26 protein-coding genes and 1 tRNA gene are annotated in these 26,998 nt (G+C 69.8%); 16 read left to right on the top strand and 11 right to left on the bottom strand.

What is annotated here, in order from left to right:
* Window position 1: 1 nt before the first annotated feature.
* From pstC to RI211_RS12675, 5 genes are all read right to left on the bottom strand, one after another.
* Window positions 2–985, bottom strand: a complete 984-nt coding sequence (gene pstC, locus RI211_RS12695; RefSeq protein WP_187662094.1) for a phosphate ABC transporter permease subunit PstC — start codon at window positions 983–985, stop codon at window positions 2–4.
* Window positions 986–1,091: 106 nt separating this feature from the next.
* Entirely contained in the window at window positions 1,092–2,195 is a 1,104-nt protein-coding gene (locus RI211_RS12690; RefSeq protein ID WP_187662093.1) for a phosphate ABC transporter substrate-binding protein PstS, read from the bottom strand.
* Window positions 2,196–2,432: 237 nt separating this feature from the next.
* Complete coding sequence (locus RI211_RS12685; RefSeq protein ID WP_187662092.1) at window positions 2,433–3,419, bottom strand: NUDIX hydrolase; 987 nt, start codon at window positions 3,417–3,419, stop codon at window positions 2,433–2,435.
* Window positions 3,416–5,584, bottom strand: coding sequence for an RNA degradosome polyphosphate kinase (locus tag RI211_RS12680; protein ID WP_187662091.1), 2,169 nt, complete (start codon window positions 5,582–5,584; stop codon window positions 3,416–3,418). The genes RI211_RS12685 and RI211_RS12680 overlap by 4 nt, the downstream gene beginning before the upstream one ends.
* A 45-nt stretch (window positions 5,585–5,629) precedes the next feature.
* Window positions 5,630–6,313: a winged helix-turn-helix transcriptional regulator gene (locus RI211_RS12675; protein ID WP_025104297.1), complete on the bottom strand. Its 684-nt coding sequence runs from the start codon at window positions 6,311–6,313 to the stop codon at window positions 5,630–5,632.
* A gap of 74 nt (window positions 6,314–6,387) precedes the next feature.
* Here RI211_RS12675 and RI211_RS12670 point away from each other — a divergent pair, with 74 nt between their 5' ends.
* The 3 genes from RI211_RS12670 (at window position 6,388) to ygfZ (ending at window position 8,559) form a co-directional block, all read left to right on the top strand.
* Window positions 6,388–6,678 (top strand): hypothetical protein, encoded by a 291-nt coding sequence (locus tag RI211_RS12670; protein ID WP_315637867.1) that lies wholly within the window; start codon window positions 6,388–6,390, stop codon window positions 6,676–6,678.
* A 150-nt stretch (window positions 6,679–6,828) separates the two neighbouring features.
* Window positions 6,829–7,431, top strand: a complete 603-nt coding sequence (locus RI211_RS12665) for a nitrobindin family protein (RefSeq protein WP_259951404.1) — start codon at window positions 6,829–6,831, stop codon at window positions 7,429–7,431.
* A 12-nt stretch (window positions 7,432–7,443) separates the two neighbouring features.
* Window positions 7,444–8,559, top strand: coding sequence for a CAF17-like 4Fe-4S cluster assembly/insertion protein YgfZ (gene ygfZ / locus RI211_RS12660; protein WP_315637868.1), 1,116 nt, complete (start codon window positions 7,444–7,446; stop codon window positions 8,557–8,559).
* A gap of 15 nt (window positions 8,560–8,574) precedes the next feature.
* On the opposite strand, the gene RI211_RS12655 is transcribed toward ygfZ, so the two are convergent.
* Together RI211_RS12655 and RI211_RS12650 are read right to left on the bottom strand one after the other, a co-directional pair.
* Entirely contained in the window at window positions 8,575–10,116 is a 1,542-nt protein-coding gene (locus tag RI211_RS12655; RefSeq protein WP_315637869.1) for an amino acid permease, read from the bottom strand.
* A 115-nt stretch (window positions 10,117–10,231) separates the two neighbouring features.
* Entirely contained in the window at window positions 10,232–11,053 is an 822-nt protein-coding gene (locus tag RI211_RS12650; RefSeq protein ID WP_187662087.1) for a class I SAM-dependent methyltransferase, read from the bottom strand.
* 60 nt (window positions 11,054–11,113) lie between these two features.
* Between RI211_RS12650 and RI211_RS12645 the strand changes: the two genes are divergently transcribed.
* Entirely contained in the window at window positions 11,114–11,863 is a 750-nt protein-coding gene (locus RI211_RS12645) for a phosphoglyceromutase (RefSeq protein ID WP_101848551.1), read from the top strand.
* Between the two features lie 81 nt (window positions 11,864–11,944).
* Here the strand turns inward: RI211_RS12645 and phoU are convergent, their stop codons facing one another.
* On the bottom strand, window positions 11,945–12,643 hold the full coding sequence (gene phoU, locus RI211_RS12640; RefSeq protein ID WP_187662086.1) for a phosphate signaling complex protein PhoU: 699 nt from the start codon (window positions 12,641–12,643) through the stop codon (window positions 11,945–11,947).
* A gap of 215 nt (window positions 12,644–12,858) precedes the next feature.
* Between phoU and RI211_RS12635 the strand changes: the two genes are divergently transcribed.
* Complete coding sequence (locus tag RI211_RS12635; protein ID WP_315637870.1) at window positions 12,859–14,082, top strand: sensor histidine kinase; 1,224 nt, start codon at window positions 12,859–12,861, stop codon at window positions 14,080–14,082.
* Entirely contained in the window at window positions 14,079–14,762 is a 684-nt protein-coding gene (locus RI211_RS12630) for a response regulator (protein WP_071328841.1), read from the top strand. Before RI211_RS12635 ends, RI211_RS12630 begins: the two co-directional genes overlap by 4 nt.
* A gap of 58 nt (window positions 14,763–14,820) precedes the next feature.
* Here RI211_RS12630 and RI211_RS12625 read toward each other — a convergent pair whose 3' ends face one another.
* A complete protein-coding gene (locus RI211_RS12625; protein WP_315637871.1) occupies window positions 14,821–15,291 on the bottom strand; it encodes a DNA modification methylase in 471 nt (156 codons plus the stop codon).
* Between the two features lie 134 nt (window positions 15,292–15,425).
* On the opposite strand from RI211_RS12625, the gene RI211_RS12620 reads away from it, so the two are divergent.
* From RI211_RS12620 to RI211_RS12600, 5 genes are all read left to right on the top strand, one after another.
* Window positions 15,426–15,908, top strand: a complete 483-nt coding sequence (locus tag RI211_RS12620; protein ID WP_045255828.1) for a CarD family transcriptional regulator — start codon at window positions 15,426–15,428, stop codon at window positions 15,906–15,908.
* Between the two features lie 68 nt (window positions 15,909–15,976).
* Window positions 15,977–17,224, top strand: a complete 1,248-nt coding sequence (ispD, locus tag RI211_RS12615; protein WP_315637872.1) for a 2-C-methyl-D-erythritol 4-phosphate cytidylyltransferase — start codon at window positions 15,977–15,979, stop codon at window positions 17,222–17,224.
* Window positions 17,225–17,233: 9 nt separating this feature from the next.
* The gene (gene cysS / locus RI211_RS12610; RefSeq protein WP_315637873.1) at window positions 17,234–18,640 is read left to right on the top strand and encodes a cysteine--tRNA ligase; all 1,407 of its coding nucleotides are present in this window, start codon (window positions 17,234–17,236) and stop codon (window positions 18,638–18,640) included.
* Window positions 18,633–19,637, top strand: coding sequence for a 23S rRNA (guanosine(2251)-2'-O)-methyltransferase RlmB (rlmB, locus tag RI211_RS12605; RefSeq protein ID WP_315637874.1), 1,005 nt, complete (start codon window positions 18,633–18,635; stop codon window positions 19,635–19,637). Before cysS ends, rlmB begins: the two co-directional genes overlap by 8 nt.
* Before the next feature lie 15 nt (window positions 19,638–19,652).
* Window positions 19,653–20,294 (top strand): NAD(P)-dependent oxidoreductase, encoded by a 642-nt coding sequence (locus RI211_RS12600; RefSeq protein WP_187662080.1) that lies wholly within the window; start codon window positions 19,653–19,655, stop codon window positions 20,292–20,294.
* Window positions 20,295–20,320: 26 nt separating this feature from the next.
* Here RI211_RS12600 and RI211_RS12595 read toward each other — a convergent pair whose 3' ends face one another.
* Together RI211_RS12595 and RI211_RS12590 are read right to left on the bottom strand one after the other, a co-directional pair.
* Entirely contained in the window at window positions 20,321–21,622 is a 1,302-nt protein-coding gene (locus tag RI211_RS12595) for a DUF4032 domain-containing protein (RefSeq protein ID WP_259951412.1), read from the bottom strand.
* Between the two features lie 79 nt (window positions 21,623–21,701).
* A complete protein-coding gene (locus RI211_RS12590) occupies window positions 21,702–22,805 on the bottom strand; it encodes an ABC transporter ATP-binding protein (RefSeq protein ID WP_187662078.1) in 1,104 nt (367 codons plus the stop codon).
* Between the two features lie 228 nt (window positions 22,806–23,033).
* Here RI211_RS12590 and RI211_RS12585 point away from each other — a divergent pair, with 228 nt between their 5' ends.
* From RI211_RS12585 to RI211_RS12565, 5 genes are all read left to right on the top strand, one after another.
* Window positions 23,034–23,984: a DsbA family protein gene (locus RI211_RS12585; protein ID WP_315637875.1), complete on the top strand. Its 951-nt coding sequence runs from the start codon at window positions 23,034–23,036 to the stop codon at window positions 23,982–23,984.
* 42 nt (window positions 23,985–24,026) lie between these two features.
* Window positions 24,027–24,099: transfer RNA gene (locus tag RI211_RS12580), tRNA-Thr, on the top strand.
* A gap of 238 nt (window positions 24,100–24,337) precedes the next feature.
* The gene (locus tag RI211_RS12575; RefSeq protein ID WP_315637876.1) at window positions 24,338–24,823 is read left to right on the top strand and encodes a hypothetical protein; all 486 of its coding nucleotides are present in this window, start codon (window positions 24,338–24,340) and stop codon (window positions 24,821–24,823) included.
* Window positions 24,820–25,884, top strand: coding sequence for a M15 family metallopeptidase (locus RI211_RS12570; protein WP_315637877.1), 1,065 nt, complete (start codon window positions 24,820–24,822; stop codon window positions 25,882–25,884). Before RI211_RS12575 ends, RI211_RS12570 begins: the two co-directional genes overlap by 4 nt.
* 155 nt (window positions 25,885–26,039) lie before the next feature.
* Window positions 26,040–26,993 carry an aldo/keto reductase gene (locus tag RI211_RS12565; RefSeq protein WP_315637878.1) on the top strand — a complete coding sequence of 318 codons (954 nt, stop codon included), beginning with the start codon at window positions 26,040–26,042 and terminating at the stop codon, window positions 26,991–26,993.
* Window positions 26,994–26,998 lie beyond the last annotated feature (5 nt).

Below are 26,998 nucleotides of genomic sequence, written 5' to 3'. Positions count from 1 at the left end.
GTCAGTTCGCTCCCGAGAACTCGGCGCGGCGGGCGACGATCCAGCGCGCCACCGCATTGACCGCGAAGGTCACGACGAAGAGGATGAGGCCGGTCGCGATCAGCGTGTTCACGCCGGTGCCGTGCGCCTCCGGGAAGGCGAGCGCGATGTTGGCGGGGATCGGCGTGGGGTTGGTGGCGGTGAGCACGAGGAAGCTGACCACCGCGGAGGGGGAGAGCACCATCGTCACGGCCATGGTCTCGCCGAGCGCACGGCCGAGGGCCAGCATCGCGGCCGACACCATGCCGCCGCGGGCGAAGGGGAGGACGGCCATGCGGACCATCTCCCAGCGGGTGGAGCCGAGGGCGAGGGCCGCCTCCTCATGGAGCTTCGGGGTCTGCAGGAAGACCTCGCGGCAGATGGCGGTCATGATCGGGATGCACATCACGGCGAGCACGAGGGCGGCGGTGAGGATGGTCTTCCCGGTCGCGGAGACCTGACCGCCGAAGAACGGCACCCACGACGCGTTCTCGTTGAGCCAGACGTAGATCGGCTGCAGCATGGGCGCGAGCACGAGGCCGCCCCAGAGGCCGAAGACCACGGAGGGCACCGCGGCGAGCAGGTCGATGATGTAGCCGAGGAAGGCGGCGAGTCGGCGGTGCGCGTAGTGCGAGATGAAGAGGGCGATGCCGATCGCGATGGGCGCGGCGATCAGGAGGGCGATGAACGACGCCCAGAGCGTGCCGAAGACGAGGGGCCACACGTACACCCAGAACGACTCGCCCCGGAGGATGTGGTTGTCGGTGGTGTCGAGCTGGAAGGCCGGCAGGCTCTGGATGACGAGGAAGGCGGCGACGAGCGCCAGCACGACCAGGATGATGATGCCGGCCGCCAGCGCGGTGCCGGAGAAGACCCGGTCGCCGAGGCGCTGCTTGGCCTTGATCGGTGTGGGCGGCGCCGGTGTCGGTGCCGGTGCCGTTGTCGGCTCCTGCGCGGTCGTGCTCATGATCTCCCTGTTTCGGGCCGGGTGGAGATGGATCGGGTGCTGACCTGGCGGAGCCCCCGCGCCCGCTCGGGGACGCGGGGGCACCGTCGTCAGTGGATCGGCAGGATCAGCCGACCTGGATCAGGTCGATCGCGGCCTGGACCTGCTCGCGCAGGCCGTCCGAGATCGGGGCGCTGCCGGCGTTCTCCGCGGCGGCATCCTGGCCCTCGGCGCTCGCGACGTACGTGAAGTACTCCTTCACGAGCTCCGCGACGTTGCTGTCCTCGTACTGCTCGCAGCCGATGAGGTAGCTGACCAGGGCGATCGGGTAGGCGCCGTCCGCGGCAGCGGCCGGGTCGACGTCGAAGACGAGGTCACCCTCGCCACGGCCCTCGGCGAGCGGCGAGCCCTCGACGAGCTTCGCGGCGGCCTCGGCCGAGTAGGCGACGAAGTCCTCGCCGACGCCCACGGCGACCTGGCCGAGGCCGTCCGCCTGCGAGGCGTCGAGGAAGCCGATGGCGCCGTTGCCGGCGGTGAGAGCCTGCTTGACACCCGAGGTGCCCTGAGCAGCCTCGCCGCCCTGGATCGGCCACTCGTCCGAGACCTCGTAGGTCCAGACGTCGGGGGCCGTCGCGCTGAGGTACTTGGCGAAGGTCTCCTGCGTGCCGGAAGGGTCGGAGCGGTGCACCGGCGAGATGGCCAGGTCGGGCAGCTCGACGCCGTCGTTGAGGGCCGCGATGGCCTCGTCGTTCCAGTTGGTGATCGTGCCGGCGAAGATGCCCGCGATCGTGGCGGCGTCGAGGTTCAGCGTGTCGATGCCCTCGAGGTTGAAGGCGACCGCGACGGGGGAGATGTAGAGGGGGACCTCGACGATGTCGTCGGTGGTGCAGGCGCCGAAGCCGCCGGCGGCGATCTCCTCGTCGTTGAACGCGCGGTCGGAGCCGATGAAGTTGCTGCCGCCCTCGAGGAAGTTCTCGCGGCCGGTGCCGGAGCCGGTGGGCTCGTAGTTGACCGTCACGTCGGGGTTGGCCGTCTGGAAGGCGGCGACCCAGGCCTCCTGGGCTGCGGTCTGCGAGGACGCGCCGGTCGCGTCGATCGTGCCGGAGAGCGTGGACTCCGAGGGCTCTTCGCTGGAGCCGCCGGTTCCGCCTTCGTTCGCGGCACAGCCGGCGAGGGCGAGAGCGGCGACGGCGCCGATGGCGCCGATTCGTGCGATTCGGGAGATCTTCACTGTGGATCCTTCGATCTTGGAGGGGTGGGGCCCGGTGCAGGGCACACAGTGACGCTAGGGGCGACGGTTAACGAGACTCTCCCGCGCAGGTGAACGGCAGGTGAACGGCCAGCGACTCTCTGGGGCCGATCCCCGTCGTTGTGCGGGTCCCAGGGGCGCCTCCTCCGTTCGAATCGCCCACTGTGCGCCATCCCCGGCCCGGATGCAGCCACGTGAGCGACTCGAACGAGGGAGGGGTCAGACCTTCGGCGCGTGGGTCTCGATCGAGATGATGCCGGAGCCGGGGTTCGTCGCCGAGACATGCACCACGGAGAACGCGCCGGTCTCCAGATCGGCGGCGCTGCTGACGTAGGAGCCGTGCACGGTGCCGGTCGCGAGGGCGATCTCTGAGAGGAGCGCGGGGAGCACGGGGCCGTGACTGCAGAGCACCGCGGGCTTGCCTGCACGGATGCGGCGACCGACGACGGAACGGAGGTCGGCGACGCCGTCCTCCCATGCGTCCTGGCTGATCTTCTCGGTGAGGACCGGCTTGCGGTCCAGGGCCTTGGCGAGCGGGGTGACGGTCTGCACGCAGCGCACCGCGTCGCTGGTGACGATCTTGCGCACGCCGAAAGCGCGGAGCGGTCCGACGATGGCCTTGGCCTGCCGCTTCCCGCGGTCGGTGAGCGGCCGGGCCGCGTCCGCCTTGTCCCACTCCGACCGGGGCAGGGCCTTCGCGTGCCGGAGGGCGATCACCGGGAAGGTCCGCAGCACGCCGTCGTCCACCAGCGCCGCGAACGCATCGAGGATCTCGAGGTCCACCGGGTAGCTCAGCGCGGCACGCGCCTTCTTCACGCTGACCCACTCGAGGGCGGCGATCTCGCGGTTCGGCACGAACGTCGAGGCGCGGATCGCGGCATCCGTGGCCTCGGCCGCCCAGTAGTGGACGACCTTCTGCTTGCGGGACGCGAGGTGATAGCGGCTGATCCCGACGGGGACGCCGAGGGCCACCCGGATGCCGGTCTCCTCGTGCACCTCGCGCACGGCGGTCTCCGCGAGCATCTCGCCCGGGTCGACCTTGCCCTTCGGGAGGGTGACGTCGCGGTACTTGGTGCGGTGGATGAGCAGGATGCGCAGCTTGCCGTCGACCAGACGCCAGACGACGGCCCCGGCCGCGTACACGGCCTTGTCCGCCCACTTCGCGTCCGCCGCGGACGCCGGGAGCTGGACCTGCCGCGCCGTCATCGAACCGCCCGCGCCCGACGACGTCGCTGGATCATCCCCATGGTCTTATCCTGCAGGTCGACGAGCGGCTTGCCATCGGCATCCACGGCGTGGCGCTCCCACACTCCGTCGCGGCCGAGATGCCACGACGAGGTCTGGTCGTCCATCGCCAGGTCGAAGAAGGCGGTCAGCTCCTTGAGGTGCGCGGGGTCGGTGACCCGCACCAGGGCCTCGACGCGACGGTCGAGGTTGCGGTGCATCATGTCGGCACTGCCGATGTACACCTGCGGGTCGCCGTCGTTCTCGAACGTGAAGATGCGGGAGTGCTCGAGGTAGCGGCCGAGGATGCTGCGGACCGTGATGTTGTCGCTGATCCCGTCGAGATCGGTCCGCAGGCTGCAGATGCCGCGCACCCACACGTCGACCTTCACCCCGGCGGCACTGGCGCGGTACAGCGCGTCGATGATCTCCTCGTCGACCATCGAGTTGACCTTGATGCGGATGTGCGCGGGCTTTCCCGACTCGGCGATCCGGCGTTCCGCGTCGATCAGCCGGACGAGCCCCTTGCGGAGGTGGAGCGGGGCGACGAGCAGACGCTTGAACTTCTTCTCGATCGCGTAGCCGCTGAGCTCGTTGAACAGCCGCGTGAGATCCTTGCCGACCTGGGCGTCGGCGGTGAACAGCCCGAAGTCCTCGTAGATGCGGCTGGTCTTCGGGTTGTAGTTGCCGGTGCCGACGTGCGAGTAGTGCTGGAGCTTGCCGTCCTCCTCGCGGATCACGAGGGCGAGCTTGCAGTGCGTCTTGAGGCCGACCAGGCCGTACACCACGTGCACGCCGGCCTTCTCCAGCTTGCGCGCCCAGACGATGTTGTTCGCCTCGTCGAATCGCGCCTTCACCTCGACGAGCGCGAGCACCTGCTTGCCTGCCTCGGCCGCGTCGATGAGGGCCTGCACGACGGGGCTGTCTCCGGAGGTCCGGTACAGCGTCTGCTTGATGGCGAGCACGTGCGGGTCGCGGGCGGCCTGCTCGAGGAACGCCTGCACGCTCGTGGTGAAGGACTCGTACGGGTGGTGCACGAGGACGTCGGACTTGCGGATCGCCTTGAAGATGTCGGCTCGGTTGCTCGACCCCGCGGGCTGGAAGGCGACGGCGGTGGTGGGCAGGTGCGGCGGGTACCGCAGGTCCGGACGGTCGATCCGCGACAGGTCGAACAGGCCGCGCAGGTCGAGGGGACCAGGGAGGCGATAGACCTCCAGGTCCGTGATGTCGAGTTCCCGGACCAGCAGGTCCATGGTGACATCGTCCATGTCATCGGTGATCTCGAGCCGGATCGGAGGGCCGAACCGACGACGCAGCAGCTCGGCTTCGAGTGCCTGGATGAGGTTCTCGCTCTCGTCCTCCTCGATCTCCACGTCCTCGTTGCGGGTGAGGCGGAAGGCGTGGTGGTCCAGCACCTCCATGCCGGGGAAGAGGTCGCCGAGGTGGTTGGCGATGAGTTCCTCCAGCCGCAGGAAGCGCTTGATCTCCCCGCCGCCCGGCACCTCGACGAAGCGGGGGAGCATGGGCGGCACCTTGAGACGCGCGAACTCCTGCCGGCCGGTCCGCGCGTTGCGGATGCGGATGGCGAGGTTCAGGGAGAGGCCGGAGATGTACGGGAACGGGTGCGCCGGGTCGACCGCGAGCGGCATCAGCACCGGGAAGACCTGCGCCCCGAAGTAGTCCGACAGCGCCCGGCGCTCGTCGTCGGTGAGATCGGACCACTCGGTGATCTCGATGCCGGAGTCGGCGAGAGCGGGACGGACGAGCGTCGTCCACGCGTCCGCGTGGCGGAGCTGGAGCGCGTGGGCCTCCCGCGAGATGTCGGCGAGGGCGTCGACGGGGGAGCGCCCGATGTTGGTCGGCACGGCGAGACCGGTCATGATGCGCCGCTTGAGTCCGGCGACACGCACCATGAAGAACTCGTCGAGGTTGCTGGCGAAGATCGCCAGGAAGTTCGCCCGCTCCAGCTCCGGCAGCGACGGATCCTCCGCGAGCTCCAGCACGCGCTGGTTGAACGCGAGCCAGCTCAGCTCGCGGTCCAGATAGCGGTGGTCGGGGAGCTGCGAGTCCGGCGCCTCGACGGCGTCGTCGAAGTCGTCGTCTTCGGCGTCACCGAGGCCGGCGTCGGCGAGTGCGGGATCGATCATGGGGTACATCTAAGCACCGGCAGGTGTCGCACGTGTGAACAGCGGTCAACGCGAGCCGACCAGGCTGTCGTCCTCGTAGACGTTGAAGCGGTAACCGACGTTGCGCACCGTGCCGATGATCTGCTCCTGATCGCCGAGCTTGGCGCGCAGCCGCCGCACGTGCACGTCGACGGTCCTGGTACCGCCGAAGTAGTCGTACCCCCACACCTCGCTCAGCAGCTGCTCACGGGTGAACACCCGCGAGGGATGGGTCGCGAGGAAGTGCAGGAGCTGGAACTCCTTGTAGGTGAGGTCGAGCGGTCGCCCGTGCAGCTTCGCCGAGTACGACTGCTCGTCGATCGTGACCCCGGAGGCCTGCACGCGCGCCGGCTCCGCGACCTCGTCCCGTCGGGCGAGCGCCAGGCGCACGCGGGCGTCGATCTCGGCGGGGCCGGCGGTGGCCAGCAGCACATCGTCGATGCCCCACTCGCCCGACAGCGCGCTCATGCCGCCCTCGGTCACGACGAGCAGGAGCGGTGCATCCTGCCCGGTGGCCCGCAGCAGACGGCACAGCGACTTCGCCCCGACGAGGTCGTGACGGCCGTCGACGATCACGATGTCGTACTCCGGGGCGTTGATCAGCTGCGCCGGCTCCGCGGGGATCTGTCGTGTGCGATGACTCAGCAGCTCGAGGGCGGGCAGCACCTGCTCCGAGAGCGGAGCATTGGTCAGAACCAGCACCAGGGCCACGCGCACTCCTCACCGGCGGGGGGATCGACGCCGTGCCGCCATGATAGCGGCCGCCGATGCGCAAGAATGGTGACATGTCAGAACCGGCTCTCGCGCCCCGCAACGCTTTCACCGGCGTGATCGCGGTCTGGGCGACCGCGTTCGTCGGCAGCGTCGTCATCGGGATCCTCGCCCCGGAGGAGTGGCGGATCCCCTGGATGCTCGTGGGCTTCGGTGCGGTCGTGCTCCTCTCCTTCGCGGTGCAGCTCTGGTACGGCCGCACGCAGGGCTTCATCTTCCGCGTCGCGAGCAGCGTGACGGGCTCCCTGCTGCTGATGGGGATCATCTCCGTCGGCTTCGGCCTGGCCGCCCTCATCCCTGCCTGAGCCGGATCGCCGGGGGTAAGGTGGAGGTCATGGACATCATGGCGCTCGAAATCTTCTTCATCGGCCTGCTGGGCCTGGCGAGCCTCGCGATCGTGTTCGTCTCGGCCGTGGTGCTGCGCAACCTCTTCCGCGGCCAGCGCTGACGACATCGTGATCGAGCTCCCCACAGACCTCCCCGCCGACCTCGCCCCGCTGGCGTGGTTGATCGGCGTGTGGGAGGGCTCCGGGGTGATCGACTACCCCGTCGGGGAGGAGCGGCTGCAGGGGGAGTTCACCCATCGCGTGAGCTTCAGCCATGACGGCGGACCGTTCCTCAACTACGCGGCGACCGCGACGTTCGTCGGCGACGATGCCGCACCCGCCGTCCCGCTGACCGCCGAGTCCGGGTTCTGGCGACTGGCGCGACCGGCTGCGGCGACCGATGCGGGTCCTGCCCTGCTCCCGCCGACGGCGACGCCCGTGACCCGCACCGTCGACGACGTCGAGACGCTGCGATCGCCCAACGGCGCCTTCCCACTCGAGGTGTCGCTGGCCCGCTCGGACGGCATGCTCGAGTACTACGTCGGTGAGATCAACGGTCCTCGTGTCGACCTCTCGTCCGACGCCATCGTGCGCGGCGCCGGTGCCAAGGACTACGCCTCCGCCTCGCGGATGTACGGGCTCGTCGACGGGCACCTGCTGTGGGCGTGGGACATCGCGGCGCTCGGCACACCTCTGCGGGCGCACGCCTCGGCGCGTCTCGCCCGCGTCTGAACGGAGCACACCGTGAGCAGCAGCGTCTTCGACGGCGTCCCCGGAGCGATCACGGGTGAGCGCGGGATCGCCCACTTCGGCGACCCCTTCCGCGAGCAGCGGCGTCTCGCGGCCGGAACGGCGATCGCGCCCCTCGACGATCGGACGGTCATCGAGGTGTCCGGCCCCGAACGCCTCCCGTGGCTCGACTCCATCACGTCCCAGGCGGTGAGCGGCTTGCGCGCAGGGGAGAGCACCGAGCTCCTCGTGCTCGACCCGCAGGGGCGGGTGGAGCACGCGGCCGGCGTCCTCGACGACGGCATCTCGACCTGGCTCCTCGCGGATGCCGGCGACGCCGAGGGGCTCGCGACGTGGCTGACACGGATGAAGTTCCGCACCCAGGCCACCGTCGAGCTGCGCCCCGACCTCGCGCTGCTCGGATTCGTCGACGGCGGCTCCGCTGCCGACCGCGTACGGGGCCTCGACGGTGCGCAGGTGTGGGTCGACCCCTGGCAGCGCATCAGCGTGGGCGGCCACCAGTACGCCGCTGTGCCCTCCCACCCGGGGGCGGACCTCGCCTGGCGGATCGGCATCGTGCCCGAGACGGCGGCGCGCGCACTCGCCGCGGACCTCGACCGCGAGGACGTCGCCGGGCTGCTCGCCGCCGAGGCCCTGCGGATCGCCGCCTGGCGTCCGCGCTGGGCGGCCGAGGTCGACGAGCGGTCGTTGCCGCACGAGTCGGACTGGCTCCGCAGTGCCGTGCACTTGAACAAGGGCTGCTACCGCGGCCAGGAGACGGTCGCGAAGGTGCACAACCTCGGGCATCCGCCGCGGCGTCTCGCCCTGCTCCAGCTCGACGGCAGCGACGCCGTGCTTCCGGAACCCGGTGCTCCGGTGTTCGCGGGTGATGACGAGGTCGGGCACATCACCTCCTCCGCGCGGCATCACGAGGACGGGCCGATCGCCCTCGCCCTCCTGTCCCGCCGTGCCCCCGTCGGCGACCTCGTCGTCCGCGCCGAGGGGATCGACATCGCCGCGTCCCAGCAGATCATCGTGCCCGCGGACGCCGGCGCCACCGCGGATGTGCCGCGACTGACGCGGTTGTCCCGCCGTCCCACAGCGCCGGATCCTCGCGACGCCGGAGTCTGAGCTGACGGGCGCCGGTCAGCCCACGTCTTCCGGTCCGGCCGTCGAGCGCTGCGCGGCGAGCTCCGCGATCCGTCCTCGGGCCAGGAACCAGCCGCCGATGAGCGCAGGGATCAGCACGCCGAGGCTGGCGACCGTCCAGGTGCCGGTCGGGTAGTCGAAGGCCATGAGCACGACGACGGACGCGAGGAACACCAGCGTCACGTACGACGTGTACGGCGTGCCGAACAGCCGGAACGACGGCCGCTCGACGAGGCCGCGTCGCGACAGGCGGTACAGGCGGAGCTGACAGAGGATGATGGTCGCCCAGGCCGCGACGATCCCCAGTGCGGACATGTTCAGCACGATCTCGAAGGCCTGACCCGGCACCATCGCGTTCAGCAGCACGCCGGTGAGCGCGAACACGGCGGTGACGAGGATGCCGACGATCGGAACGCCGCGGCGGCTCATCCGTCCGGTCGCGCGAGGTGCGGCCCCCGAGGCGGCGAGCGAGCGGAAGACCCGACCTGTGGAGTAGAGGCCGGCGTTCAGGCCCGAGACCGCGGCGGTGATCACGATGAAGTTCATGGCGCTGCCGGCCACGGTCCCGACGTCCGGTCCGCCGACGTGCGAGAAGAACGTCACGAACGGGCTCTCGCCAGCCCGGTACACCGTGTACGGCAGCAGGAGGGCGAGGAGCAGCACCGACCCGACGTAGAACACCGCGATGCGCAGGATCACCGAGTTGACGGCCCGGGGCATCACCTTCTCCGGGTTCTCCGTCTCGCCCGCGGCGGTCCCGACGAGCTCGATCGAGGCGTAGGCGAAGACGACCCCCTGCATGACGATCACGGCGGGAAGGACGCCTTCCGGTGCGAACCCGCCGTGTGCGGCGAGCATCGCGATCCCCGTCGCTCCCTGGTCGGTCTGCCAGCCGGCCGCGAGGAACACCACGCCGACCACGAGGAACAGTGCGAGCGCGGCGACCTTCACGAGCGAGAACCAGAACTCCATCTCTCCGAACAGCCGGACCGAGACGAGGTTGAGGCCGACGACGACGACCAGGGCGATCAGCGCGAGGAGCCACTGGGGGACGACGCGGAACGCCGACCAGTAGTGGACGTACAGCGCCACGGCCGTGGAGTCGACGATGGCCGTCATGCCCCAGTTCAGCAGGTACAGCCAGCCGGCGGCGAACGCCAGCCTCTCGCCGTAGAACTCCCGCGCATACGAGATGAACGATCCGGAGGAAGGACGGTGGATGACGAGCTCCCCGAGGGCGCGGAGGATGAAGAACGCGAACACCCCGCACACGAGGTAGGAGACGGCCAGCAGGGGGCCTGCGGTGTTCAGTCGTCCGCCGGCGCCCATGAACAGGCCGGTCCCGATCGCGCCGCCGAGAGCGATCATCTGCAGGTGCCGCGCCTTCAGCGCTGTCCGGTAGCCGGACTGCTCGTGTGCGAAGTCCTGTGCCGACGTCAAGACGTCGCCGAGCCGTTCGCGGTCGTTCTCCTGTGCCTCCGCGGATCCTTCCGCCTTCGCGCTCTCGTCGCCATCGCCTCTCCTGCCCTGGGAACGCATGGCGATCGAGTCGGCGCACGCGTCGGTACGGCCCGCCGCGTATGACGCTAGCGGTGCATGGGCCTGCGGTTCGGTGTGCACCGGTATACAACACGGATGCCGCGGGGACGCACCGTCAGGCCGGTGCCACCGCTTCCCACGGCAGGGTGAGCTCTCCCAGTCGCCAGCGGCTCCGTCCGCCCTGCACGGGCCAGCCCTGCGCGCGCAGGGCGGCCACCGCGGCGAGGAAGCGCTGCGTGGCTCCGAAGGTCGACAGGGGAGCGGCGCGCTCCCACTCCCGGTCCAGGTCGACGAGCAGTGCGTGGATGCGCTCGCCGGGGACGTTGCGATGGATGAGGGCCTTGGGCAGCCGCTCCGCGACGATGCTCGGGACCTCGAGTCCGCGGAGGCGAAGGGAGATGGAGAAACGGAGGGGAGCGCCGACGGGATCGACATCCACCCAGCTCGCGACGCGCCCGATCTCGTCGCAGGTCCCCTCCACCAGCAGGCCCTCCGGAGAGAGGCGGTGCGCCATCGTCCGCCAGGCGCCCGCGACCTCGGCTTCGTCGTACTGCCGCAGGACGTTCATCGCCCGGATGACGGCGGGGCGCCGGCCGTCAGGGAGCGGCACCTCGAATCCGCCGCGGGCGAAGGAGACGCGGAGGTCGGCGGGGAATGGAGTCCGGCCGGCTCGGACCTCGCCGAGCTGCTGCTCTGCGGTGGACACCCGCTCCGGATCGAGTTCCAGACCGCGCACCTCCGCGTCCGGCCGCACTCGTCGCAGTCGTGCGGCCAGCTCGAACGCGGTCACCCCGCTCGCCCCGAACCCGAGGTCGACGACGAGCGGGTCCGCGGCGCGACGGAAGGCGGGGGAGGCGGCGATCCACCGGTCGTTCCGACGCAGCCGGTTCGTCCCGGTCGTGCCGCGGGTCGGCCGACCGAGGGGAGATGACGCCATGCGTCCATCCTCCCTCCTCCGCCGCTGCGCCCGCTCCGCGCCCCCGGATAAACTGGCGACATGACTGCGAAGCGCACCCTGATCCTGCTCCGCCACGGCCAGAGCGAGTGGAACGAACTGAACCTCTTCACCGGCTGGGTGGACGTCCGCCTGACCGAGCAGGGCAAGGGCGAGGCCCGTCGCGGCGGTGAGCTGCTCGCCGAGTCCGGCATCCTGCCCGACGTGCTGCACACGTCGCTGCTGAGCCGGGCCATCCAGACCGCCGACATCGCGCTGGATGCGGCCGACCGGCTGTGGATCCCGGTGAAGCGGTCGTGGCGCCTCAACGAGCGTCACTACGGCGCTCTGCAGGGCAAGGACAAGGCACAGACCCTCGAGGAGTTCGGCCCGGAGCAGTTCCAGCTGTGGCGCCGCTCGTTCGACGTCCCGCCGCCCCCGCTGGACGACGCGAGCGAGTTCAGCCAGGTGGGCGACGCCCGCTACGAGGGCATCGACGGCGAGGTGCCGCGCACGGAATCGCTCAAGCTCGTCATCGACCGCCTCCTGCCGTACTGGGACGCGGAGATCGTCCCCGACCTCGAAGCCGGCAAGACCGTGCTCGTGACGGCACACGGCAACTCGCTGCGCGGCCTCGTCAAGCACCTCGAGGGGATCAGCGACGACGACATCGCCGGCCTGAACATTCCGACCGGCATCCCGCTCGTGTACGAGCTCGACGAGAACAACGCGCCGACCGGTCCCGGCCGCTACCTCGACCCGGAGGCCGCCGCCGCCGGTGCCGCGGCCGTGGCCGCCCAGGGCAAGAAGTAACCGAGACCCCGGTTTCACGTCGAGACCCCCTGTTGCAGTCGACTGCAGCAGGGGGTCTCGACGATAAGGCGGGGTTTCGGGTCAGGCGTGACCGAGCTGCTCCTGCTGCTCCACCGCGAGGGCGATGTCCTCCTCCTCGACGTGCCAGTCGCCCGTCGCGAGGTAGACGACCTTCTTGGCGACGGCGACCGCGTGGTCAGCGAACCGCTCGTGGTAGCGGCTGGCGAGCGTCGCGTCGACCGTGGCGACAGCCTCGCCCTTCCAGTTGTCGCTGAGCACCTTCTCGAAGACGCTGGCGTGCAGCTCGTCGACGTCGTCATCGGCGTTGCGGATGGCGTCCGCGAACTTGAGGTCCTGCGTGCGCAGGAGTTCGGCGAGCGTGCGGGAGATCTCCACGTCGAGCTCGCCCATCTTCACGAAGGTGCCCTTGAGGCCCTTCGGGATCGCGCGCTCCGGGAACCGCAGCCGCGCGAGCTGGGCGATGTGCTCGGACATGTCTCCCATCCGCTCCAGCGAGGCGCTGACGCGCAGCGCGGTGACGACGATGCGGAGGTCCCGCGCGACTGGCTGCTGCCGGGCGAGGATCTCGATGGCCTGCTCGTCCAGCGCGACGGCGAGCTCGTCGATCTTGGCGTCGTCGGCGATGACCTCCTCGGCCAGCGCGACGTCGCTCGTGGCGAAGGCGCGGGTGGCCTTGTCGATGGAGACCGTCACGAGCTCGGCGATCTCGACGAGGCGGGACTGCAGGTCCTCGAGGGACTGGTGGAAGACTTCGCGCATGGTGGGCGCAACCTTTCGTTCGGATCCCGGCTGACGGTCCAGCGCGGGGCGGCGGGGCGTCCGCATGGGGGAGGACTGCGCGCGCGCAGGCCTGAAGCGATTGTCTGCTCCGAAGGTTAACGAACGGTGCCCAGCGAGTGAATAGTACGTCTCCGCTCCCCGTGATGGCGCGGAAACCCGCCGGATCGACGGTGAACGCGCTCTACGCTGGAGTCATGACCCTGCCGCAGCTCGCGCTGTCCTCCCTCGCCATCGGGTTGGCGATCGGCGTGGGCCTCTCGCTCCTCGTCGTCTGGGCGTACCGTGCCCGGGCGCGGGCGGAGGAGGAGACCTCGATGGTCATCCCGACGGGGATCACCGACGTGCTGCGCAGCATGGACGATGCCGCGTGCGTCGTGGACGTCTCGGGGCTCGTGCTGGCCACCTCGAAAGCCGCGGCGCGTTTCGGGATCGAGGTCGGGTCGACGCTCGACAATCCCGAGCTCCGGCAGCTCGTGCGCGGTGTGCGCTCGACGGGGGAGACGGCGACGGCCTCGATGCGGATCACCCGCGGCGGTCTCAGTCTCGACCCCCGGCTCGTGTCGGCCAGGGCGAGCGCGATCGGCACGCGCCTCGTGCTCCTCATCATCCGCGACGTGACGGAGCAGGAGCGCCTCGATCAGATGCGCCGCGACTTCGTCGCCAACACGAGCCATGAGCTCAAGACTCCCGTCGGCGCGGTGAGCCTGCTCGCCGAGGCCATCGAGTCCGCCGCCGACGATCCGGCCCAGGTCCGTGCGTTCGCCTCCCGGATCTCGGCGGAGGCCGGCCGGCTCGGCCAGCTCACCGGGCGCATCATGAGCCTGTCGCGGTTGCAGGCGGAGGACGGGCTGACCGAGGTCGCGCCCGTCTCGATCGACGAGGTCATCGCCGCCTCGATCGAGGCCCATGTCGTGCAGGCGGACTCGGCCGGCGTCGAACTCGCCCGCGGCGGCGACCGCGGCGTGTGGGTCCGCGGCGACGCACAGATCCTCATCGAGGCCGTCGGCAACCTCATCGCCAACGCGATCGTCTACTCGCCCCGCGGCTCCCGGGTGGGCGTCGGCGTGAAGGCGGACGACGACGTCGTGGAGATCGCCGTGTCCGACCAGGGCATCGGGATCGTCGAGGCCGATCGCGAGCGCATCTTCGAGCGGTTCTACCGTGCCGACGAAGCCCGCTCGCGGCGCACCGGCGGTACCGGCCTCGGGCTGTCCATCGTCAAGCACGCCACTCAGCGGCACGGGGGAGAGGTGCGGCTGTGGTCGCGCCCCGGCCGAGGATCGACGTTCACCATCCGCCTGCCTCGCATCGACGCCCCCGCGAACAGCGGGCAGGGCAAGAAGAGCAAGAAGAAGCGCGCACGCAAGGGCGCCCCCGCGACCGGGGCGACGCGCGTCCGAAACGGAGAGACCGCATGACCCGCATCCTTCTCGTCGAAGACGAGCCCGACCTCGCCGACCCCCTCGCGTACCTGCTGCGCCGCGAGGGCTACGAGGTCGAGATCGCCGAGGACGGTCCCGGTGCGCTGACGGCGTTCCGGGAGCGCGGCGCCGACATCGTGCTGCTCGATCTCATGCTGCCGGGGATGCCGGGGACCGAGGTATGCCGTCAGATCCGTTCGACGTCCGCCGTGCCGATCATCATGCTGACCGCCAAGGACTCCGAGGTCGACATCGTGGTCGGGCTCGAGCTCGGCGCCGACGACTACATCACCAAGCCCTACTCGTCGCGGGAGCTCCTCGCCCGGATGCGGGCGGTGCTGCGACGCGTCGTGCAGGCCGAGGGCGAGTTGGACGAACGGGTGCTGGAGGGCGGGCGCGTCTCGCTCGACATCGATCGGCACACGGTGTCGGTCGCCGGCGAGCAGATCAATATGCCGCTGAAGGAGTTCGAGCTTCTGGAGGTGCTGATGCGCAACTCCGGTCGGGTGCTCACGCGCGGCCAGCTCATCGACCGCGTCTGGGGGAGCGACTACTTCGGCGACACCAAGACGCTCGACGTCCACATCAAGCGCATCCGCTCGCGGATCGAGGAGAACCCCAGCGAGCCGGTGATGCTCGTGACCGTCCGCGGCCTGGGATATCGCTTCGAGGGCTGACGACAGACAGAAGAGGCCGGCACCCGCGGGTGCCGGCCTCTTCTGTTTGTCTGCGGACTCAGTCCTGCGGAGCGAGGTCCGAGTAGTACGGCAGCGTGCCGTCGAGGACCGGGATCTCGGTCGTCACACCGGCGGAGTCGCCGGACTGGAAGTGCATCGCGACGGTCGCGCCGGGCATCGTGTCGAGGCCGGTGATCTCCACGGGCTCCTCGTCGGCGCCGAAGCTGATCCTTCCGCCGGCAGGCACGGTGATCTGGAAGGGGTCGCCGCCCTCCAGCGAGACCGTGAGGGTGGCGCGGTCCTGCGACGGGTTGACCACGGCGCCGACGAAGTTGCCGACCGAGCCGTCCTCGTTCGCGATGATCAGGGCGTTGCGCACGGCGATGGGGCCGTCCTGATCGGAGACGTTCACGCCGTCGGAGGCGGCGTATTCGGTCTTCGTCGCCTGAGGGGTGATGAACGTGCACCCGGTCGCGCCGAGCAGAACGAGGGCGCTGATGGCGGCAGACGCGGCAAGGCGCGATTTCACGGGTCCTCCTGAGGTCCGACGGGATATCCCTCCCCATTCTATGGGTAAGTCCGGAGCGCGCAGGGAACAGGGAGCGCGAACCTTAGCGCATATCCCCTGTGGTATCCTTGAGGTTGCCGAAAGGACATGTTTTTATGCTTTTTGAGGTTGGCGAGACCGTCGTCTATCCGCACCATGGCGCTGCGACCATCATCGAGGTCAAGGAGCGCATCATCAAGGGCGAGGCGAAGAAGTACCTGAAGCTCAACGTCACGCAGGGTGATCTCATCATCGAGGTCCCGGCTGAGAACGTCGACCTCGTCGGCGTTCGCGACGTGATCGGCAAGGAGGGCCTCGACCACGTGTTCGAGGTGCTGCGCGCGCCGTTCACGGAGGAGCCCACCAACTGGTCGCGCCGATACAAGGCGAACCTGGAGAAGCTCGCGTCCGGCGATGTCATCAAGGTGAGCGAGGTCGTGCGCGACCTCTGGCGCCGTGACCAGGACCGCGGCCTGTCCGCGGGTGAGAAGCGGATGCTGGCCAAGGCCCGGCAGATCCTCATCTCCGAGCTGGCGCTGGCCGAGAAGATCGATGAGGACAAGGCGGGCGCACTGCTCGACGAGGTCCTCGCGTCCTGAGACGTCCTCCACGAAAGGCGGGTGCTGCGGCACCCGCCTTTCGTCGTTCCCGCGGGTAACGTGAAGCTGTGAGCATCCTCCCCGTCCCGCACACCGCGATCATCGTCGTCGCCGCCGGCTCCGGCACCCGTCTCGAGGCGGGGGCGCCCAAGGCCTTCGTCGGCATCGACGGGCGCACGATCCTGCGGCACGCCCTCGACGGTGTCTTCGCGGCGGCCCCGATGCAGGTCGTGGTGGTCGCCCCGGCGGGCTACGAAGGTGACGCGCAGACGGAGCTGCTGGCGGCCGCCGGCGATCGCGCCGACCTGGGCCGCGTGGTCACGGGAGGAGCGACGCGGCAGGAGTCGGTCGCCGCGGGGCTCGCCGCCCTGTGGGGGGACATCACGACGGTCCTCGTGCACGATGCGGCACGCGCCCTCACGCCGCCTACCGTCATCGATGCCGTGGCGGCGGCCGTGGTCGGCGACGCCGGAGCGGTGCCGAGTCTGCCCGTGGTCGACACGCTCAAGCGGGTGGCCGACGGCCTCGTCGTCGGCGCCGTGGATCGCGCGGAGCTCGCGGCCGCGCAGACGCCGCAGGGATTCCCGCGCCGATTGCTGGAAGCGGCGTACGCGGAGGCGACAGCCCAGGGCGCCGAGTACACGGATGACGCCGCGCTCTTCGCCGCAGTCGGGAATGCGGTGCGGCTGGTGCCCGGCTCGGAGCGTTCGTTCAAGATCACCACCCCCGCCGACCTCGAGCGCGCGCGCCTCCTCGTGGCGACGACTCCGGGGGCGCCCTCCGCGGCGGCGCGGCCGTCGGCGGTCGTGGTCGACGCTCCCCGCGTGGGGATCGGCACGGACGTGCATGCCTTCGGCGGCGACGGGGCGCTGTGGCTGGCGGGGCTGGAATGGCCGGGGGAGCCCGCGCTCTCCGGGCACTCCGACGGAGACGCCGTCGCCCACGCCATCGTCGACGCGCTGCTCGGGGCTGCAGGGCTCGGCGATATCGGGCAGCACTTCGGCACGGCCCATCCGGAGTACGCGGGGGCTCACGCGGACGTCTTCCTCTCCCGCACCGGGGAGCTCCTGGCGGAGGCGGGGTTCGCGATCGGCAACGTGTCCGTCCAGTTCCAGGGCAACCGTCCGCGATTCAGCGGGCGCCGCGGGGAGGCCGAGGCGGCGCTGTCGGCGGCGCTCGGGGGCGCCCCGGTGACGGTCACGGCCACGACGACGGACGGTCTCGGGTTCCCCGGGCGGGGCGAGGGGATCGCGGTCACGGCCGTCGCGGTCGTCATCCCGCGACCGGAGCGGGGTCTCCCAGCGCCCGCCGAGTAGGCTTGAGCGGTGACTCTCCGCCTCTACGACACCCGCGCACAGCTGCTGCGCGACTTCGTGCCTCTCGATCCCGAGAACATCACGATGTACGTCTGCGGACCCACGGTGCAGTCCGGACCGCACATCGGTCACGTCAGAGCTGCTCTGAGCTTCGATCTCCTTCGCCGGTGGCTGACATACCGCCACGGGCGCGTGACCTTCGTGCGCAACGTCACCGACATCGACGACAAGGTCCTCGCGAACGCCTCGGACTCCGAGCCGTGGTGGGCACTCGCCTACCGGATGGAGCAGGAGTTCGCCGCCGCCTACGCCGGCATCGGCATCCTCCCGCCGACCTACGAACCTCGTGCGACGGCCTCCGTGCCGCAGATGCAGGAGCTCATCGCGCTGCTCATCGACCGAGGCCACGCGTACCCCGCCCCCGATGGTTCGGGAGACGTGTACTTCGACGTGCGTTCCTGGCCGTCCTACGGCGACCTCACCCATCAGTCCGTGGACGCGATGGAAGCGGCGCAGGACGCCGACCCGCGCGGCAAGCGCAACCCGCAGGACTTCGCCCTCTGGAAGGGTGCCAAGGCCGACGAGCCCGCCGACGCGACCTGGGCGTCGCCGTGGGGTGCCGGGCGCCCCGGCTGGCACATCGAGTGCTCGGCCATGGCGAAGCGGTACCTCGGTGCGGAGTTCGACATCCACGGCGGGGGACTGGACCTGCGGTTCCCGCATCACGAGAACGAGCTCGCGCAGTCGAGTGCAGCGGGCGACGGCTTCGCCCGGTACTGGGTGCACAACGGCCTCGTGACCGTCGACGGACAGAAGATGTCGAAGTCGCTCGGCAACTTCACGCTCGCGCGGGACGTGCTCGCTGAGCGGGATCCGCTCGTCGTGCGCTATGCCCTCGCGGCGGCGCACTACCGATCGAGCCTCGACCTCTCGGAATCCTCCTGGTCGGAAGCGGAGGCGGCGCTCGGCCGCATCCGCTCCTTCCTGGAGCGGGCGCTCCGCGCGGCCGGCGACGGGATCGGCGCCGATGACGCGCAGAGCCTGCCCTCGGCGTTCATCGATGCGATGGACGACGACCTGGGTGTGCCGCAGGCGCTGGCCGTCGTGCACGAGAGCGTGCGGGCCGGGAACTCGGCTCTGGACGCGGGCGACACCGCAACGGCCCTGGACGCGGCGCGGGCGGTGCTCGGCATGACCGGTGTGCTCGGCCTCGTCGAGGACGCGGGCTCCCGTAAGGCCGGGGATGCGCAGGCAGCGGCGCTCGATGCGCTGGTGCAGGAGATGATCGCGCAGCGCGCCACCGCGCGCGCGGAGAAGGACTGGGCGGCGGCGGATCGCATCCGAGACGCGATCGCCGCCGCAGGAATCACGCTGGAGGACACTCCGGCCGGAACTCATTGGAGTATCGATGGCTAAGCCAGGGCGCCCCGGCGCGAGCAAGGGAAACAAGAAGGGCCCCACCAAGGGCACGGGAGGTCTCGGGCGCAAGGCGCTCGAGGGGCGTGGCCCGACGCCGAAGGCGGAGGACCGCGCGTGGCACCCCGCCGGTAAGCGCAAGGCCGCGGCCGAGCGCTTCGCCGCGGCCGGGGGCAAGGGCAAGCCCGGCGGGCGTCCGGCCTCCGGGGGCAACCCGAACCGCACCGCCAGGTCGAAGGACAACACCAACGACACCGAGACGGTCACCGGCCGCAACTCGGTGCTCGAGGCGCTGCGGGCGAAGATCCCGGCGACCGCGATGTACATCGCGCAGCGCGTCGAGATGGACGACCGGGTCAAGGAGATGCTGTCGATCGCGACCCACCGCGACATCCCGGTGCTCGAGGTCACCCGCCAGGAGCTCGACCGCATGGCCGGCTTCGACGGCGTGCACCAGGGCGTGGCGCTCAAGGTGCCGCCGTACGAGTACGCCCACCCGCAGGACCTGCTGGAGGAGGTCATCGACCGCGGCGAGATGCCGCTGTTCGTCGCCCTCGACGGCATCACGGACCCCCGCAACCTCGGCGCGATCATCCGCTCGACGGCGGCGTTCGGCGGCCACGGCATCATCCTGCCGCAGCGTCGCTCCGCCGGCGTGAACTCCGCGGCGTGGAAGACGAGCGCGGGCGCGGCGGCGCGCATCCCGGTCGCCCTGGCATCGAACCTCACCACCCAGCTCAAGGAGTTCAAGAAGCAGGGCGTCTTCGTGCTCGGGCTCGACGGCGACGGCGACGTGTCGCTGCCGGCGCTGGAGCTGGCGGACCGCCCCGTCGTCATCGTCGTGGGCTCGGAGGGCAAGGGCCTGTCCCGCCTCGTGACCGAGACCTGCGACCAGATCGTCTCCATCCCCATCTCCGCGGCGACCGAGTCGCTGAACGCGGGCATCGCGGCCTCGGTCGCGCTGTACCAGGTCGCGACCGTCCGCGCCGCGGACTGACCGAGAGGAACACGCATGGCCCGCATCATCGTCCTGGGAGGAACCGGCTACGCCGGACGCCACATCGTCGCGGAGGCGGTGAGCCGTGATCACGCGGTCGTCGCCATCTCGCGCTCGACCCCCGCGGATCCGGTCGCGGGTGCGGCCTACGTGCAGGGGTCGGCGCTCGACCCCGCGACGCTGACCGAGGCGTTCGCGGGAGCGGACGCCGTGGTCTCCGCGCTCTCGCCGCGCGGTGACATGGAGGACCGCGTCCTCGAGGCGCTGACGAACGTGGTCGCGCTGATCGACGGCACCGAGACGCGGCTCGGCGTCGTGGGCGGCGCGGGCGGCAGCCTCGTCGCGCCGGGCGGTCCCCGTCTGTTCGATCAGGGCTTCCCGGAGGAGTACAAGCACGAGGCGCAGGTCGGCATCGACTCGCTGGCGCTCCTGGAGCGCACGGCCGAGAGCCTGGACTGGTTCTTCGTGCACCCGGCCGAGGTCTTCGGACCGTGGGCCGAGGGGGAGCGCACCGGTCGCTATCGGGACGGCGGTGACGTGCTCGTCCGCGATGAGGACGGCAAGTCCTACATCTCCGGGGCGGACTTCGCCGTCGCGATCGTCGACGAGATCGAGCAGGGCAACCACCACCGCGAGCGGTTCACCGTCGGCTACTGACGCCGTCCGGAACCGAAGGGGCGGCCTCAGACGAGGTCGCGCCAGTCCACCTCGTCGTCGTCGCCGAGCGCCAGCGTGCCGGTGACGACGGGCAGGCCCATCGTCTCCGTCGGGGGTCCCATGATGGTGGCCTCGTCGCGGCGATGGCGGAGCACGTCGTTGATGTAGCTCGTCAGCACCTCCGCGAGGGACACCGAGCGTCCCTGCGCCTGCGACAGATACCAGCGGTGCTCCAGCACCTGGTGGAACACCTCGGCCGGCTCCAGCTTGGCGCGCAGGTCGTACGGGATGGCGCGCACGACGGGCTCGAAGACGCGCGTGAGCCACTCGTGCGCGTACATCTCCTCGTCCGCCCACTGCTTGGTGGAGCGGGCACGGAACTCGTCGAGGTCGTTGAGGAGCCGTCGCGCCTGGTTCTCCTCGACGTCGAGACCGGTGAGGCGGATGAGTCGGCGCTGGTGGTGTCCCGCGTCGACGACCTTGGGTTGGATCTCCACCACGGTGCCGTCCGCGGTCGTCGACATCGACATCTCGTCGATGTCGAAGCCGAGGGCGTTGAGCCGCTCGACCCGCTCGGTGATGCGCCAGGTCTCGGCGGCGGAGAAGGACTCCTGCGCGGTGAGCTCGGCCCACAGCGAGCGGTAGGAGGACACGATGCCGTCCGCGATGGCGACCGCGTCGACGCCGTGCTCCAGGCGACCGCCCGCGGCGAGGTCCATGATCTCACCGGCGATGTTCGTGCGGGCGAGATCGAGATCGTAGGCGCGCTGTCCGTCCGTCAGGCCCTCCTCGTGCAGCTCCCCGGTCTCCGCGTCCACGAGGTACGCCGCGAACGCTCCGGCGTCCCGGCGGAACAGGGTGTTGGAGAGGGAGACGTCGCCCCAGTAAAAGCCGACGTTGTGCAGACGCACGAGCAGCAGGGCCAGCGCGTCGACGAGGCGGGTGGCCGTGTCCGGGCGGAGCACCCGGGTGAAGAGCGCCCGGTAGGGCATCGAGAAGCGCAGGTGCGAGGTGACCAGCGCCGCGGGCAACGGATCACCCGACGAGTCCGTGCGGCCGGCGATCACCGCGACCCGCTCCACGCACGGCACGTCGAGGCGCGCGAGGTTGCCGAGCATCTCGTACTCCCGCCGTGCCATCTCGGTCGTCGTCTCCTTGACGGCCACCACGCGACCCGAGAGGTCCGCGAAGCGGACGAGGTGGCGCGAGAGGCCCTTGGGGAGGGAGACGATGTGCTCGGACGGCCACTTCTCCAGGGGCGTCGACCACGGCAGGGCGAGCAGCCCGGGGTCGACCGTCTTGGCGGTGATCCGGAGGGATTCCTGCATGGGGACTCCTGAGGGGTGCCGGGGAAAAGACGCGGCGCGGGCGACCGAAGTCAGCCCGCGCCGCGGTGGAGGTGTCCGATCAGGCCGAGACGACCGGCTTGTCGTTCAGGCGGTCGCCGGACTCGAGGTCGAACGCGTGCACGTGACCCGGGTTCGCGGCGAGGGTTACGGTCTCCCCGGCGTTCGGGTGGTTGCGGCCGTCGACGCGGGCGACGAGGTCGGTGCGCTTGCCGTTGATCTCGGTGTGGCCGTAGAGGTAGCCGTCGGCGCCGAGCTCCTCGACGAGGTCGACGACGACCGAGAGGCCCTGACCGTCGGCCGGGCCGACGGTGATGTCCTCGGGGCGGACGCCCACGGTGACCTGGGAGCCGTTGGCACGGCCAACGGTGTCGCGGTCGAGCGGGACGACCTCGGTACCGAAGCGCACGCCGCCGTCCGCCAGGTCGGCCGAGAACAGGTTCATCGCGGGCGAGCCGATGAAGCCGGCGACGAAGACGTTCTCCGGCTTCTCGTACAGGTCGCGCGGCGAACCGACCTGCTGGAGCAGACCGTCCTTCAGCACGGCGATGCGGTCACCCATGGTGAGCGCCTCGGTCTGGTCGTGCGTGACGTAGACCGTGGTGACGCCGAGGCGGCGCTGCAGCGATGCGATCTGCGTACGGGTCTGGACGCGGAGCTTGGCGTCGAGGTTCGACAGCGGCTCGTCCATGAGGAAGACCTGGGGTTGACGGACGATCGCGCGACCCATGGCGACGCGCTGACGCTGACCGCCGGAGAGCGCCTTCGGCTTGCGGGTGAGGTACTGCTCCAGGTCGAGGAGCTTCGCGGCCTCGAGGACGCGTGCGGCACGCTCCTCCTTGCCCACGCCGGCGATCTTGAGCGCGAAGCCCATGTTCTCGGCGACGGTCATGTGCGGGTACAGCGCGTAGTTCTGGAACACCATCGCGATGTCGCGGTCCTTCGGCGGCACATCGGTGACGTCGCGGTCGCCGATGAGGATGCGGCCGGAGTTGACCTCTTCGAGGCCGGCGAGCATGCGGAGGGAGGTGGACTTACCGCAACCGGAGGGACCGACCAGGACGAGGAACTCGCCGTCTCCCACCTCGAGGTTGAGCTTGTCGACAGCCGGACGGGTGCCGCCGGGGTACAGGCGGGTGGCCTCGTCGAAAGTCACAGATGCCATCGTGTTTCTCCTTCACCGGCAGGTACGTGCCGGACGATCCGTAGTGAATGAAGCGGCGGAGCGACCCGCCGTGACCCTCCATCGGGTCGGGATCAGTATGGCACGAACGGCCGCACCTGGGTATTTCTCAGCCTCACTGGTTAGCATCGAATCCGGCCGTGCGCAGCGGCGATCACCGCCCGACGGTGGTCGGGGCCAACCCGGACCCCCTGAGACTCAAGAGGAACGATGTCGAGCGACGAAACGCCGAACGTCCCCGCCCCTCGCAATTCGCGCGAGGCCGTGCGGGAGAAGGCACAGAAGGTTCACGCCCAGCAGTCGCGGGCGCGTCTGATGCGACGGATCATCATCGGCGCGGTCGCGATCATCGCGGTCGGCGCGATCGGGACCGCGGTGACGCTCGCCGTGACCTCGCAGACGTCCAAGCCGCAGCTCAGCCCGAGCGGCATGGAGGCCGACGGCGTCGTGGTGACGGACATCGCCTCCGCCGCCATCGCCGGCAGCGCATCCGCCACGCCGGAGCCCGAGCCCACGGAGGCCGGTGCGACCGAGACCCCGGCACCGGAGCCCACCGCGGCCGGTGCGGTGGACGTGCACGTGTACGTCGACTACCTCTCACCCGACGCCGGCAAGTTCGAGCGCGCCAACGCCCGCCTGCTCGCGCAGTGGATCGAGGACGGCGCCGCGACCGTGAGCTACCACCCGGTCGCCCTGCTCACCGCCAGCTCCAACGGCACCAAGTACTCGCTGCGCTCCGCTGCTGCCGCCGCCTGCGTCGCCACGCACTCGCCGGACCAGTTCTACGCGTTCAACCACGACCTCCTCGACGACCAGCCCGACGTGGGCAGCGACGGGATGTCCGACGAGGAGCTCGCCAACCTCGCGGGCGCCGTCGGCGTGGACGATGGGAAGACCGTGCGCTCGTGCATCGAGGACGGCGACTACGTCAACTGGGCGAAGGAGGCGACGACGCGTGCGCTCAAGGGGCCGCTCCCCGGCTCCGACGACCTCGTGCTCACCGCCGCTCCGATGATCGTCGTCAACGGCGAGGCCTATGTTGGCGCGCTGGACGACCCGCAGGAGCTGTCGACGTTCGTCATGTCCGTCGCCAGCGAGGCGTACTACGAGTCGACGTCCCCGACGCCGACCCCGACCGCCACCTCGGCGCCGGCGGAGTAGACCGCCGCGCGTCCCCGCCATCGCTAAGCTGTGATGGCATCCGCCGACTTGGCGCAATTGGTAGCGCACCGTACTTGTAATACGGGGGTTACGGGTTCGAGTCCCGTAGTCGGCTCTCTAGTTTCCAGTGCTCGAAGGGCTGTAACGAGTATGCCTTCGACGCGTGCCTCAGCAGAAGGTCTCGTCAGGCCCGGTGGAGAAGTGTGCGCGTGAGAGGGTCGCTAGTCGATCGAGATGCTCGATGGTCTAGCAGATTCATAACCATCCCTTTGACCGTATCGGCACCGGCGGCACTTGTCTGTAGGCCGAAGTGGGGACAGACAGGATGGGCTCGCCATCCATACGCTTCGAGCATGACTTCTCTCACGTTAGGCAATCGAGCGATCACCTTTGTCTCGGGCGGCCAGGAGGAGACCTTCATCTATGAGGACGCCGATGCCCTCGTCGTTGCCCTCGGCGGGATCCTCGGTGGCGCACCCGCGGTGACGGAGGATCCCAACGGCTACGAAGTGACCTACTTCGACTGGGACGGCATTCGCGTGCTCAAGCCGATGGGCGCCGGCGCGACAGTATCGGTTTCACAAGCCTCCGTGGGCGGTGTCGAGATCGGCACGTTGGAGGGTGTGTCCGTCGGTGCCGTTCGTGCAGCGGCAGTGGCCGCCGGGGCCGTGGACGTCGGCGAAGGAGATGACTCCTTGGGGATCTCGATCCGCGAGGTCCCCTCTGCACAATCGCTGACGCGCCCGGGCGCGGTCGGGCTCGATTTCGTGCGACTTCGTCTGGCGGATGCCGCCGTCGCCCAGCTGCAGGCGCCTGCCTTCGACTACGGCGACATGTGAACACGATCAGACCGACCTACGACGAATGCGAGCCACAGATGGTTGACGCCGAATCTTCTCCGTCGATGACGGTACCGAAGCTCACTCTTCACGGAATCTCGCGACGCGGCTTGTTGACAACCGCAGGTCTAGCGATTGCCACTGGGTCGCTGGGCGCGAACGCGGTGCTGGCAACGCCCGCAACCGCCGCCCCGCTTCTGCTGCGGAGCGGAGCGTGGGGAGGGCACGCGAACGGGAGGATCCCGCTTTCATCGCTCTCGACAGTGCCATGGAACACGGCGCGTCGACTCCGCTCGGATGCGGTTCAGGCGTTGGGTGAACTCAACAAGGCGTTTCGCGCCGCATTTGGTCGAGACCTGCCGCTCAACGATGCGTACAGGGACTATGCCGGCCAGGTCGAGGCGCGGAACTACTGGTGCAGCCAGGGGAACTGCGGGTTCGCGGCTGTTCCCGGAACGTCCAACCACGGTTGGGCCCTCGCAATCGACATCGGCGTGCCCCGGACCGCCTGGACGAATCCGATCTACGTCTGGATGAAGGGCCACGCGGCAGCCTATGGGTGGACTCACCCGGCATGGGCTGAGCCGGCCGGAGCCCACCCGGAGGCGTGGCACTGGGAATACACGGGATCGAACACACCGCCATCTACACAACCGGAGGACATCGTGCCCATCTACCATCGCCGCCAGGGCGAATACACCGCCCCTATCGGCACGAGTGCGAACACGCGACTCTACTTCTCATCCGGAGTGTTCGATATGGCCGCCGGAGCGGGCGGCGCCGGCCTCTACCAGGTGACGACACATGCGTACTTCACGGGCCTCACGCCCGAGAAGACCCTGCTTCTTCAGTATTACCTGCTCAACGCGTCCACCGGTGTCTATAGCGGGGGGTTCGCAGGCACCTTCCCCGGTGTCGTCGGGGGAATCGCTCAGATTGAATTCAGCACCATGATTCCGGTTCCGTCGGGAAACCACCTCTTTGTGGCCGCGCGCAGTCCACAAGGCGGAGTGAGTCAGACGAAGGTGGCGAAGGTGAGTCTCAACTTCGGCAACGTCTGACCCCGAGGCGCACTGCGCGCCCGCATATCGCGTAGCACGTCGGAGGGTGTTATGTTACTGGGGTGCAGGTGGTCGGCACCCCGCCCCGGCCACCTGCGCATCTTTTCCGATCCCCCGTGGGAATGTTCGCGCCGCTCGCTGCGGTTGTCTCGGACATGACCCGCATCGGCTCCAGTGACCTCGACGTCTTCCCCCTCGCCCTCGGCGGCAACGTGTTCGGCTGGACCGCCGACCGTGACGCGTCGTTCGCCGTCCTCGACACCTTCCTCGACGGGGGCGGCGACTTCATCGACACGGCGGACTCCTACAGTGCCTGGGTGCCGGGCAACGAGGGCGGCGAGAGCGAGACGATCATCGGGGCGTGGCTCGCGTCGCGGCGGCCCCAGGGCGTCGTCGTCGCGACCAAGGTCAGCCAGCATCCCGACTTCCGCGGCCTCTCGGCCGGGAACGTCCGCCGCGCGGCGGAGGCGTCCCTCGCTCGCCTCGGCGTGGACGAGATCGACCTCTACTACGCGCACTTCGACGATGAGTCGGTGCCGCTGGAGGAGACGGTCGAGGCGTTCGGCGCCCTCGTCACGGACGGACTCGTGCGGCACGTGGCGGTGTCGAACTACACGGCCGACCGCATCCGGCAGTGGATCGACATCGCCGACCGGCTCGGCGTCGCGCGCCCCGTCGCCATCCAGCCGCATTACAACCTCGTGCACCGCAACGACGTCGAGGACACCATCATCCCCGTCGCCGAGGAGTTCGGGCTGGGCCTCGTGCCGTATTACGCGCTGGCGAGCGGCTTCCTGACCGGCAAGTACCGCTCGACGGATGCCGGGGGAGAAGGGTCGCCGCGCGCCGCCGGAGCCGCGAAGTACGCCACCGCGGCTGGACTTCGGATCATCGACGCGCTGGATGAGATCGGCGCCGCGCACGACGCATCCGTCGCCGCGACGGCTCTGGCCTGGCTGCGGGCGCAGCCGACCGTGGTGGCGCCCATCGCCAGTGCTCGGACGGTGGATCAGGTTCCGGATCTGCTCGCCGGAGCGCGGCTGGAGCTGTCGTCCGAGGAGGTCGAGCGCCTGAACCGCGTGTCGGCCTGGACGCCGCCTCAGAGCTGACCCGG

Origin of the sequence: Microbacterium meiriae (assembly GCF_032364335.1) — a bacterium.
Lineage (GTDB): Bacteria > Actinomycetota > Actinomycetes > Actinomycetales > Microbacteriaceae > Microbacterium > Microbacterium meiriae.
Note: the sequence above shows the minus strand (reverse complement) of the source record. Positions and strands in the feature narration are given on the sequence as shown.